At 71.1% G+C, this 11,527-nt stretch carries 11 protein-coding genes; 9 read left to right on the forward strand and 2 right to left on the reverse strand.

Features of this window, described 5'->3' with window-relative positions; all coding sequences use genetic code 11:
* The first annotated feature begins 11 nt into the window (after window positions 1–11).
* From AC3IPY_RS00985 to AC3IPY_RS01020, 8 genes are all read left to right on the forward strand, one after another.
* Window positions 12–977 carry an AAA family ATPase gene (locus AC3IPY_RS00985; protein WP_489186130.1) on the forward strand — a complete coding sequence of 322 codons (966 nt, stop codon included), beginning with the start codon at window positions 12–14 and terminating at the stop codon, window positions 975–977.
* On the forward strand, window positions 974–2,362 hold the full coding sequence (locus tag AC3IPY_RS00990) for a DUF58 domain-containing protein (RefSeq protein ID WP_489186131.1): 1,389 nt from the start codon (window positions 974–976) through the stop codon (window positions 2,360–2,362). The genes AC3IPY_RS00985 and AC3IPY_RS00990 overlap by 4 nt, the downstream gene beginning before the upstream one ends.
* Window positions 2,359–4,941, forward strand: coding sequence for a transglutaminase domain-containing protein (locus AC3IPY_RS00995; protein WP_489186132.1), 2,583 nt, complete (start codon window positions 2,359–2,361; stop codon window positions 4,939–4,941). Before AC3IPY_RS00990 ends, AC3IPY_RS00995 begins: the two co-directional genes overlap by 4 nt.
* Window positions 4,938–6,425, forward strand: a complete 1,488-nt coding sequence (locus AC3IPY_RS01000; RefSeq protein WP_489186133.1) for a DUF5684 domain-containing protein — start codon at window positions 4,938–4,940, stop codon at window positions 6,423–6,425. Before AC3IPY_RS00995 ends, AC3IPY_RS01000 begins: the two co-directional genes overlap by 4 nt.
* Window positions 6,422–7,258, forward strand: a complete 837-nt coding sequence (locus AC3IPY_RS01005) for a PP2C family protein-serine/threonine phosphatase (protein ID WP_489186134.1) — start codon at window positions 6,422–6,424, stop codon at window positions 7,256–7,258. Before AC3IPY_RS01000 ends, AC3IPY_RS01005 begins: the two co-directional genes overlap by 4 nt.
* Window positions 7,255–8,043 carry a hypothetical protein gene (locus AC3IPY_RS01010; RefSeq protein ID WP_489186135.1) on the forward strand — a complete coding sequence of 263 codons (789 nt, stop codon included), beginning with the start codon at window positions 7,255–7,257 and terminating at the stop codon, window positions 8,041–8,043. The genes AC3IPY_RS01005 and AC3IPY_RS01010 overlap by 4 nt, the downstream gene beginning before the upstream one ends.
* A 143-nt stretch (window positions 8,044–8,186) precedes the next feature.
* Window positions 8,187–8,777 carry an RNA polymerase sigma factor gene (locus AC3IPY_RS01015; RefSeq protein WP_489186136.1) on the forward strand — a complete coding sequence of 197 codons (591 nt, stop codon included), beginning with the start codon at window positions 8,187–8,189 and terminating at the stop codon, window positions 8,775–8,777.
* Window positions 8,774–9,277, forward strand: coding sequence for a hypothetical protein (locus AC3IPY_RS01020; protein ID WP_489186137.1), 504 nt, complete (start codon window positions 8,774–8,776; stop codon window positions 9,275–9,277). Before AC3IPY_RS01015 ends, AC3IPY_RS01020 begins: the two co-directional genes overlap by 4 nt.
* Before the next feature lie 3 nt (window positions 9,278–9,280).
* Here the strand turns inward: AC3IPY_RS01020 and AC3IPY_RS01025 are convergent, their stop codons facing one another.
* Window positions 9,281–9,805 (reverse strand): hypothetical protein, encoded by a 525-nt coding sequence (locus AC3IPY_RS01025; protein WP_489186138.1) that lies wholly within the window; start codon window positions 9,803–9,805, stop codon window positions 9,281–9,283.
* 337 nt (window positions 9,806–10,142) lie between these two features.
* Between AC3IPY_RS01025 and AC3IPY_RS01030 the strand changes: the two genes are divergently transcribed.
* Complete coding sequence (locus AC3IPY_RS01030; RefSeq protein WP_489186139.1) at window positions 10,143–10,784, forward strand: hypothetical protein; 642 nt, start codon at window positions 10,143–10,145, stop codon at window positions 10,782–10,784.
* A gap of 354 nt (window positions 10,785–11,138) precedes the next feature.
* Here the strand turns inward: AC3IPY_RS01030 and AC3IPY_RS01035 are convergent, their stop codons facing one another.
* A complete protein-coding gene (locus AC3IPY_RS01035) occupies window positions 11,139–11,519 on the reverse strand; it encodes a DUF1304 domain-containing protein (RefSeq protein ID WP_489186140.1) in 381 nt (126 codons plus the stop codon).
* Window positions 11,520–11,527 lie beyond the last annotated feature (8 nt).

Consider the following 11,527-nt stretch of genomic DNA (forward strand, 5'->3'; position numbering starts at 1 on the left):
AGGAACACCCCGTGACGATCGCACCGGAGCAAGCCGCCTGGTTCGCCGAGACGTTCTCGCTCATCGCCGACAACATCGAGCAGGCCGTGCTCGGCAAGCGGCACGTCGTCGAGCTCGTGCTCGCGACGGCCGTGAGCGGCGGGCACGTGCTGCTCGAGGACGCCCCCGGCACCGGCAAGACCGCGCTCGCGCGGGCGATCGCCGAGACCATCCACGGCACGAGCTCGCGCATCCAGTTCACGCCCGACCTGCTGCCCGGAGACGTCACCGGCATCACGGTGTACGACCAGAAGGCGGGGCACTTCGAGTTCCATGCCGGCCCGGTGTTCGCGAACATCGTGCTCGCCGACGAGATCAACCGCGCGAGCCCGAAGACGCAGTCCTCGCTGCTCGAGGTCATGGAGGAGGGCAACGTCACGATCGACGGCGTGACCCGCCCGGTCGGCAACCCGTTCATGGTGATCGCGACGCAGAACCCGATCGAGCAGGCCGGCACCTACCGACTGCCCGAGGCGCAGCTCGACCGCTTCTCGGTCAAGACCTCGATCGGCTATCCCGACGAAGCCGCCACCATGCGCATCCTGCAGGCGGTCGGCGCGCCCAAGCCCAAGCTCGAGGCGATCGTCGGCACCGACACGATCGTGGCCATGACCGAGCTCTCGCGCGGGGTCTACGTCAACCCGCTGGTCTCCGACTACATCATGCGGCTGGTGGATGCCACGCGGCGGGCCTCCGAAGTCCGTCTCGGTGTCAGCGTGCGCGGCGCCATCGCCCTCTCGCGCCTCGCCATGACGTGGGCCGCAGCCGCGGGTCGCACCTTCGCCACGCCCGATGACGTGCGCGCGCTCGCCGTGGGTGCACTCGCGCACCGGATGGTGCTCGAGCCCGAGGCCGAGTTCGATGGCGTCACGGCCGTCGCCGTGATCAACCAGATCCTGCTCGACGTGCCCGCGCCCCGGGAGAACGGCGTGGCGTGACCCCTCAGAACGCCTTCCTCCGCGAACCCGCGACCACCGACACGGTCACCTCGACCCGTGGCGCCACGGTCACGCGGCTCGCGCGCACGCGTCGCGGCCCGGTGGCCGCGAGCGCCGCTCGAGCGCGCCGGGCCACGCGTGCCGTCGTCGGCGCGTTCGCGAGCGCGGGCGCCTGGGTGCGGGAGACGGTGTCCCCTGCGGGCCTGCTGCTCCTGGGACTCGCGGTCGGCGGCGCCGTCGCGGGTGCGGCGTTCGGATGGTTCGAGGCGTGGGTCGTCGCCGCCATGGCGGCCGTGCTGCTCCTCGTCTGCGTGCCGTTCCTGCTCGGCGCCCACGAGTACCGCGTGCGGCTCGAGCTCGACCGCGACCGTGTCGTCGCAGGCTCCGAGATCCGCGGAAGCCTCGACCTCGTCAACGACGGCACGCGCCCGGCGCTGCCGGGCGTCGTCGACATCCCGGTCGGCAAGGGCCTCGTCGAGGCGCACATCCCGCTGCTGCGCGGCGGCGGCCACCACCGTGAAGAGCTGGTCATCGCGGCCCAGCGCCGCGGCATCATCGACGTCGGCCCGATGACGGTCTCGCGCGGCGACCCGCTGCGCATCCTGCGGCGCGCGATGAGCTGGCCCGAGGTGCAGCGCGTGCACGTGCACCCCGTCACCGTGGCGCTGCCGTCCTCGAGCGCGGGCCTCATCCGCGACCTCGAGGGCACGCCCTCGAACCGCCTCGTCGACGCCGACCTGTCGTTCCACGCGGTGCGCGACTACGTGCCGGGCGACTCGCAGCGCCACGTGCACTGGAAGTCGACCGCCCGCACGGGCAAGCTCATGGTGCGCCAGTACGAGGAGTCCCGTCACGCCCGCATCGCGGTGCTGCTCGACCTCGACCTCGAGGGCTACTCCGACGACGACGAGTTCGAAGCCGCCGTGAGCGCCGCGGCATCCCTCGGGGTGAAGGGCGTGACCGAGGGCCGCGACGTGCTGGTGGCCGTGAGCGCCGAGCTCGACACGGCCGACCGCGGCGCCGTGCAGTCGATGCGGTCGCTCGCGACGATCACGCCGCGCACGCTGCTCGACGGCATGTCCGCGCTCGAGGGGGCGTCCGCGACCGGCGTCGAAGCCCGCGTCGTGCGCCTCGAGGCGGTCACCGCGCTCGTGGCGCAGTCGTTCGGCGACCTCTCGATCGCCTTCCTCGTGACGGGTTCGCTCGTGCCGCTGCAGCGACTGCGGCGGGCGGCCATCGCCCTGCCGCTCGGCATCGCCGTGGTCGCCGTGCGCTGCGAGCCCGGCGCCGAGCCGGGGGTGCGGCGCTCCGACGACCTCACCGTGCTCACGATCGGCGAACTTGCCGACCTTCCGCAGCTGCTCGCCCGTGGAGCCGTGCGATGAGCGCCGCCCGTCGCCGCTCCGGCAGCGCCGCCGCCACCGCACCCGACGGCGAGGCGGCGCGCACCGCGCTCGGCCTCGGCTACGTCGTCGTCGCCGGCGTGCTCGCCACGGCGGCGGCCTGGCCGATCTACGGCTCGTGGCGCGCGCTGCTCGTCGCGGCGGTCGGCATCCTCGCCGGGCTCGGGCTCGTCGCATTCGCCCGCCGGCTCCCGTTCCGGGGCGTCCTCCGCTGGCTGAGCGTGGTCGCAGCCGCCGTGGTCGCGTACCTCCTGCTCGTCGTGCCGGTCGCCATCCCGAGTGCGATGGCCGATCCGCAGGCGTGGCTGCGCGGCATCCGCGACGGGATCGTGGGCATCGTGGTGGGCTGGAAGCAGGTGCTCACCCTGTCGCTGCCGATGGGCGAGTACCAGGCCGTGCTCGTGCCGTTCCTGCTCGTGATGCTCGTGGGCACGCTCGTCGCCGGGCTGCTCGTCGTGCCCGATCGCCGCTCGTCGCCGCTGGCCGTCGTGGTCGGCCTCGCGATGTCGGGGTTCGGCCTCGCCTTCGGTTCGAGCGCGGTGAGCGCCCCGTTGGCGATCGGTCCGGTCGTCGTGCCGGCGCCCCGCGAACTGCTGGTCGCCGTGGGCGGCCTCGTCGCCGCGCTCGTCTGGCTGTTGCTGCGCTCGCGGTCGGCGCGCGCCCTGGCGCTCCGGCGCGCGACGGCCGGAACCGTGCAGCGCGCGGGGCTCACCGGCTGGCCCGCGTTCCGCCGGCGTACGCTCGCCGCCGTGCTCGTGGCCGTCGCCCTCGTCGTGGGCGCGGTGGTCGCCCCCGCCGCTGCCGGCATCGTCGATCGCACGGCGCTGCGCGACGCCGTGGCACCCGAGGTCGTGCTGCGGCAGACGCCGACGCCGCTCGCGAGCTACCGCTCGGCCTTCGCCGCCGATCGCCTCGACGAGACCTGGGTGAGCATCGAGGGCGACACCGACGGCGTCGAACGGTTGCGACTCGCCACCCTCGACGCGTACGACGGCGAGACCTTCCACGTGGCCACCGGCGACGAGGCGGCCGGGGCCGAGCGTTTCAGCCGCCTTCCGCGCGCGGCCGTGCGGGCCTCGGGCGACGCCGCGTTCGGGCTCCGCGTCGGCGACGGCTACTCCGGCATCTGGGTGCCAGTGCCGCTCGGGCTGCGCGCCGCGCCCGACTTCTCGGGTTCGCGCTCGGCAGCGCTCGACGACGGCTTCCACCGGTCGGCCGACGACGCGACCTCGATCGACATCGCCGCGATCTCGAACGCCGCCGGGTCGGATGCCGCGGGCACGACGACCGCCGGGTCGGATGCCGCGGGCGCCGCCCGGGGGCTCTCCTCGGGCGACGAGTACGCCGTCGTCGCGGCCCCCGACGCCGCGCAGCGCCTTGACGACCCGGGCTCGACGACGCAGCTCGATCCCGAGGAGTATCCGGCGCTCACCGCCTGGCTCGACCTGCAGGAGCAGCCGCGCACGGCCGATGGATTCCTCGCCCTCGTCGAGCGACTGCGCGCTCGCGGATACCTCAGCCACGCGGCCGTCGACGGTCCGGATGCGGCCGGGTGGATCGGCGGGCTCGGCGGCGGATACGCCTTCCTCCCGAGCTACTCGGGCCACTCCAAGGCGCGCATCGAGGCCCTGTTCACCCAGCTCGCCGACCAGCAGCGCCTGGCCGGCCCCGCGGCATCCGATGCCGCGCTCGTGGCGGGCGTGGGCGACGACGAGCAGTTCGCGGTCGCCGTCGCGCTCATCGCGCGTTCGCTCGGCTACGACTCGCGCGTCGTGCTCGGCTTCCGGCTGCCCGATGCGCCCGAGCTGTCCGGCGTGCAGGCCTGCACCGACGTGTGCACGGGCGCGTCGCTCACGGCGTGGGCCGAGGTCTCGAGCGGCTCCGACGTATGGGTGCCGGTCGACGCGACGCCGCAGTTCGCGGTCGCGCCGAGCCTGATCCAGCAGGGCGAGCAGCTTCCCCAGCACCCGACGACGCCCGAGCGGGTGGACGCGCCGATCGTCGACCCGCCGTCGGCGCAGAGCGAGTCGACCGACGCCGTCGCCGCGCCCGAGGCCGACGACCCGGCCGTACCGGCCGCCGTCTCGAACTGGCTGCGCTGGATCGGGCTCGGGTCCGCTGCGATACTGCTGCTCGTGCTGCCCCTCGTCGTGCTGCTCGTCGCCAAGACCATGCGGTCGCGTCGCCGCCGTCGCGACCCGTCGCCAGAGGTGCGCGTCGTCGGCGCCTGGGAAGAACTCGTCGACCTCTACGCCGACCACGGGCTGCTCGGCGCCGAACCGGTCGTGCGGGCCGACACCGCGCGGGCCGTCGGCCGCCCGGCCGCGGTCGCGCTCGCCGCACTCGTCGATCGCGCCGTGTTCGCCGGCGACCCGCCCAGCCCCGATGAAGCGGATGCCGCGTGGTCGCTCGTCGACGACGAACGTGCCGCCCTCCGTGCGAGCGCGCGGGCCCGCCGCCGGCTCGCGGCCCGCCTCTCGTTCGCCTCGCTCGCCAGAACCCTTCGCCCCGCGCGCCCACCGCGCGCATCACTTGCATCACTCGAGGAGCCCGCACGATGACCCCCGACGAAGCCCAGCAGATCGTCGCCACCTCAATGCTCATGAGCGGGCTGTTCCTCGTCATCGGCGTCGGCGTGTACGTCTGGTACGCAGTCATGCTCGCGAAGGTGTTCGCGCAGTTCGGCCGGCCCGCCTGGGCCGCCTGGATCCCCGTCTACAACGAGATGCAGGTGTTCCGCATCGGCGGCCAGCAGCCGTGGCTCGCGCTGCTGCTCTACGTGCCGTTCGTGGCGATCGTCGGCCTCGTCTTCAAGGTGTTCGCGCTGCACCGCATCAGCACGCAGAGCTGGCGCGGCGTCGGCACCACCGTGCTCGGCGTGCTGCTGCCGCCGGTCTGGGCGACGGTGCTCGCGGTCGGGCCGTCGCCCGATCCCGAGCGCGGGCGGATGCCGCGTGGCCCGGTCACGGGTTCGATTCCGCCCGTGCAGCCGAACGGGCCCCTTGCCGCACCCTTCGACGGTGCGCCGGTTCCCGTGCCTGCACCCGTCCAGGCGCCCGTGGGTTCGGCGGCTCCGGCCGCCCCCGGCGCTCCGGCTCCGCTGCCGGGCTGGCTGGTGCCGGGCGTGCCGTTGCCTGCGTCGGCTGCTCCGGCTGCGGCCGCCGCTCCTGCGCCGGCCCCGCTCGCTGCGCCGCTGCGTCCGGCGGCGCCGGCATCTGCGCCGTCCGAGCCTTCCGCCCCCGTGCACGCCGCTGCTCCGGCGGCACCCGACCCCGCGTCGTCGCCGTTCGCGCCGCCGTCGGCTTTCGCCGCGGCGGAGCCTCCGCGCGTGCCAGGCCGCATCGAACCGCTGCCACCGATGCCGGTCCCGGCTTCTGCGCAAGCCCCGGCCGAGGCTCAGGCCCATCCCGTGCTCCCGGCCCAGCCGGTGGTTCCGGCCCAGCCGGCGCCGCCGCAGACGCCCGCGGCGGCGTTCGTCCCCGGCGCCAACCCGTTCATCGCGCCGCCGACCGTCGCGACCCCCGACCCGGCACCGGTGGCGAACCCGTTCGCCGCGCCCGCGCCTGCGGCCCTTCCTCCGACCGGCGCCCAGGCGGTCGCGTCGCCGCTCGACGCGTTCGACCTCGACGACGGGGCCACCATCGTCACGGGCGATGAAGATCCCTTCGACCGCACGGTCGTCGTCGATCGCCGCCCGGCGTTCCTCTGGCGGCTCGTCCTCGCCGACGGCACGGCGCTGTCGCTCGAGGGGCCGGCCGTGCTGCTCGGCCGCAACCCGCGCTCGGGCGACGCGGGCGCTCGCTCGCTCGTGGTGCCCGATCCCAGCCGCACGCTCTCCAAGACCCACGCGCTCATCCGCCTCGACGGCGAGCAGTGGTGGATCACCGACCTCGACTCCACGAACGGCGTGCTCCTGGCCGACGGGACCGGCACCGATCGCCTCATCGAGGTGGGCGTGCCGACGCCGTTCTCGGGCCGCTTCGTGCTCGGCACGCTCGAGGTGCGCGTCGAACCCGACCCGCTGGCGGGAGCGTCGTACCGATGACCCATCCCACGATCCAACTCGCGTCGGCCGTGGCGACCGACGTCGGGCTCGTACGCCGCGCGAACGAGGACAGCGCGCTCGCCGCATGGCCGGTGTTCGTCGTCGCCGACGGCATGGGCGGCTACGAGGCCGGCGACCGGGCCAGCGCCGCGGTGATCGCCGCGTTCCGCGAGCATGTCGCCGGGGCGGATGTCGCGAGCGTCGCCAGCGTGCGCACCGCGCTCGCGTCGGCGGGGGCGGCCGTCGCCGAAGTGGCCGCGAGCACCGACCGCGGGGCCGGGAGCACGATCGCCGGCATCGCCCTCGTCGAAGACGAAGACGGCCCGGCCTGGCTCGTCTTCAACGTCGGCGACTCGCGCGTCTACCGACACCACGGCATCGAGCTCGAGCAGCTCACCGTCGACCACTCGCTCGGCCAGGAGCTCGTCGAGAGCGGGGAGCTGCGCCCCGACGAGCTCGCGACCTTCTCTCGGCGCAACGTCATCACCCGGGCGATCGGCGCGCCCGACAGCACGGCCGACAGCTGGCTGCTCCCGGTCGTGAACGGAGAGCGGCTGCTGATCTGCAGCGACGGCCTCACCTCCGAAGTCAGCGACGAGGGCATCAGGGCGACGCTCACGATGAGCGGCCGCCCCGAATCCGCTGCGGCGGCGCTCGTGCAGCGCGCGCTGCAGGCGGGCGGCCGCGACAACGTCACCGTCGTGGTCGTCGACGTGATCGCGGGCGGCATCGACGAGCAGGCGGATGCCACGACCGGCGTCCCCTCGCTGGTCGGCGTCGCCGCCGTCGACGAGGACTCGTCGACGATCCCCGTGCCGGGGAGGAACCGATGACCGAGCAGGATCGCTCGCTGATGGACACGCCCGTGCCGTTCGACGCCGTGCCGTTCGACGAGGCGCAGTTCGACGACCTCGACGAGGCGACCGTGGTCGTCGACCGCGACCGCGACCGCGACCGTGACCGCGACCGCGACCTCGAGCGCGGCGTCGACGAGGCGACCGTGGTCGTGGACCGCGGCATCGATCTGGGCGCCGATGCGACCGTCGTGGTCGAGCGCACGCGGCCCGGTCGACCCGAGGAGCAGGCCGACGGCACCTCCGACGCCGACGCCGACGAGGACGCCGACGCCGACGCCGACGAGGCGACCGTGGTCGTCCGCGCCGCCGAGACCGGCGCCGACGTCCGGGCCGACAGCGTGCCCGACGCCGACCCCGCCGACGAGGCCACCAGGGTCGTCGCCCGCGGCGATTCCGCGAAGCCGCCGCTGACCCACCCGGCCGAGCAGATCATGAAGGCGCCGACGCGCCGCGATCGTCGTCGGCCGGCCCCCGCGCCGGTGTCCGAGGACGTGCTCCGCACCGCCGAGCACGGCATCGGCCCGGGCCTCGCCGACCACTACGCCGCGCGCGAGCTCCCGATCGCCGCGCCCGCCCCGCAGCCGGTGCTCGAGCCGGGACCCGAGCCGACGCGCGATGTCGCGGCGGCCCTGCCGTCGGTCGCGCGGCGCTCCCGCCGGTCGGCGGTCGTCGTGATCGCGGCGTTCGCAACGGCGTGCGTCGTCACCGTCGTGGGTCTCGGCGCCGTCGTCGTCTCGGCGGTCGCCTCGCTGCTCGGCTAGCCTCGCCCGAGCAGGTGAATGGTCGCTTCATACGCTCCTGCGCGCGGCGCGGATTCGCCCAAACAGTTGGGCCATTCGACGCCGATTCGGTTGCAGGGAAGGCTGCGCATACACTCGTGTGGCATTGACGAGCGGAGGGGATCATGGATCAGAGCGATGACGCCGCCCTTTGGCTCGCTGCGACGACAGGCACGGCTGAGGCATTCGCCGTTCTTTTCGATCGGCATCGTGCTGTGGTGTTCAGGAAGGCCTTCGCCCGTCTCGGTAATCCCGCCGATGCGGAAGACGTTGTCGCGACAGTCTTTCTTGAGGCATGGCGAAAACGGGCCAAGGTTCGAATTGTCGATGGCTCGATCCGGCCATGGCTGCTCGTGACGACCACCTACGTGTGCCTCAATCACATTCGAGGCCTCAAACGGCACCGACGTGCGTTGAGCCAGCTTCCCCGGTACGAGCCGCACGCCGATCATGCTGATTCGGTGCAAGATGCTTTGGAGTCCGCTGACCGTGCAGCGAGACTGGCTGCGGCGCTCAGTAAGCTCACCCCGAGCGAACAGTCCCTACTTGACATGGCTATTGGTGAGGAGTTAACGCCAACCCAGATCTCTGCGCTGCTTGACATCCCAGTCGGGACTGTCAAGTCCCGTCTGCATCGGGCACGTGCCAAGCTTGCGGCGGAAGTCAATGACCGCGGCCCACTTGAGGGTCCCGTGGCGGAAGGAGGTGTGGCGTGAGCGTTCCTACGGATGTTTCACCAGAGCGTGCAACTGCGATGCGGGCGCTTCTCGTCGACACGGTGAATGCTGAGCCGAAAGCGAGACGTGATCGATTCCGGAGGCGGTTTGCCATCTGGGGGTCGGTAGGGATTCTCGGCTTCAGTGGCTTCGCGATCGCCGGCGCAGCTGTCGTTGGTGCCGTGAGTGTGGACGAATACGAACTCGTACATTGTCTCGGCTCCGCGGACCGAGGTGTGAACGGCCAGTACAACGAGATGCAGGCCATGCTCGAGCCCGGTAAATCGGTCGACGCGACCATCGACGACGCGGTCCGGCTCTGCACGCTGATGTGGGAACAGGGTGCATTGCCGACTGATGGGGATCCCCTGACCTCACATACCGTGGGCACGGTTCCTGATCTTGTGGTATGCGTGATGCGGGATGGGAATCCGGCGGTGGTCCCAGGCGAGGCCTCGGTATGCAGTGCCCTCGGCCTCGCCTCGTTGTCGGCGGACTGAGGTCTACGCAGTACCTGTGGGCCTGAATACCATCGAGCGGACGCGATCATTGAAGGTGCCGCTCAGCGTCGCGCAATTCGGCGGGCAGAGGACGGCACCGTCGCTGTACGAATCGCCTGCGTAGAGCGAGATCCAGCAGTTGCTCGAGCCCTTCGCGGAGCTGACCTTGCCGTACCAGCCGCTAGGCAACGACGGGTACCCATAGGTAACGCCGTGGCATCCGCCGCCGGCGAAGTACGTGAGCGATGCGCCCCCATACTGGTCGTTCTCAAAGATGGTGCCGATGACAACCGAAGCGGCCGCAGCCCGCCCCATGGGCGGCAGCGAGGTGACGTACGCCTCAACCTCGTCGATCGAGTCGAAGCACACAGGCTCAATGACATCTGCTTCCGGCGAGGCGATGGGATGGGCCTCGACCGCACAGTGCTGTCGGGTCGGTTGGATGTCTGCTGCATAAGCCGGGTTGGCTCCGAAGAGCGTCGTCAGGGTGAGCGCGGCGAGAATTGCAGTGGTGATCTTGGTTTTCATCGGGTTGGTGCCTTTCTTGGGAGCTACGGGGGAAAAGGGCCCGTCACTAACTCATGTCCGATTCATCGCGCGGGTTCCCAGAAAGCGGCCCTCTGGCTTCAAGCTCCTTTCGGAGTGGGGAGGCGCGGCCCAGGCCGAACTCGAAAACACTCTCGAAATTTCGAACTGCGGAAAGGGCGGTGATCACGAATGGGCACGCTCGTGGGATCAGCTGCCTCCACGACAACCCGGGCTCGAGCACACTTCAGATGACTTTGGAACCCTGCGGTTGCACCGGACACCTCTCTTACAAAGGCCGCCATACACCGGTCAGCACTACCAACCGAAGGGAACTCCATTGAAGACTCGAATCCTGGCTGCAACGGCATTCACCGCCGTCGCGCTCCTGCTTGGGCTCGGAACGGCGCCAGCGTCTGCGACCGAGAGCGACCCATTCGAAGACGCTCGCGCCTTCCTGACCTCGTACGGCGTCGATGCTGAGAAACAGGATGATCTCATCGCAGCCTTCGAGCGGGGCGAAAAGTGGGATTCGTTCTCGAGCGACTCGACTCCGCTCTCAACCGAGACGACCGAGGAAGACGGGTACCAGAAAACGGTCTCGCACTACCAAGACGGTTCCGTTGCCGTCAGCCGCATGGAAATCCCGCAGAAGTCCGACCTTCTGCGGAGCAGCCCGAACGGCTGCTCCGTCAGCGGCAGCGTGCGCACCAACTGCAACGTCGACATGTGGGTCGGCGTTGTCTCGATGGGATTCAAGGCCGACTATAATCTCTCCACCAACAAGGTCACGAACGTCTGGGGTGCATCGTGGACGATCGGTGGAGCTTGCTCGTCCTCTCTCGTATATCTCGGTCGGCCCACGAGCTCAGTAGGACGCATGGACGTACAGGCGCAGATGTGTGTTCCTCCGGTCGGCACGGTCTTCTTCCTGCAGGTCACGGTCTCGAATGGCGTCGCGACCGAGAGCTGGAGCGCTTGACCAAGGCGTATAGAGTCACACAGAGGAGGTCCTGATGGGTTCGCTAACGGGGTGGCACGTAACGCTTGCCATTGAAGTTCTTGTCCTTGCGGTGGTGATCTCAGCGATCGTCATCATGGTGCGAGCCAGGCGAAGGCGTCGTGCTCGCAGCGGCGAGTAGCAGGACTTTGGATCGGTGGGTTGTCGCGGGCGCTCGCGGCAACCCACCGGCACATGTCGGTCCCGTTCGGCGCCTCCTCCTGGCTGCACGTCGAGCGCTGGTCCAGCTGCCGGTGATGATGCTTGCGGACACCTCAGGCCTGTCCGCGGGGAAGAGACGGCGGCGTGGCCATCCCACGTCGAATTGCTCGGCGGTCAGGCGAAGAGGAACAGCACGAACCCGATGAGCGGCAGCGTGCCCTGGGTGAGCGCGGCGCGCAGGTAGCCGCGGCCGCTCGTGGTGAGCACCGCCGCGGCGAGGAACATGCAGGCCGTGCTGAAGAGCACGAGCGCGCGGCCGGCCTCGTCGACGCCGGTCCACACGAGCACGAGCCCGATGGCCGCGCCGATGCCGAGGAACAGGTTGTAGAACCCCTGGTTGTAGGCCATCGGCCGCGTCGTGTCTGCCGCGGCCTGGTCGGCGACGCCGAATCGCCTCCAGGTGGCGGGCCTCGTCCACCACACGCTCTCCATGAGGAAGATGTAGCCGTGCAGCAGCGCGGCGAGGGCGACGAAGACGCTGGCGATGACGAGCATGTCGCGAT

This window comes from Agromyces sp. GL_144, from assembly GCF_057834305.1.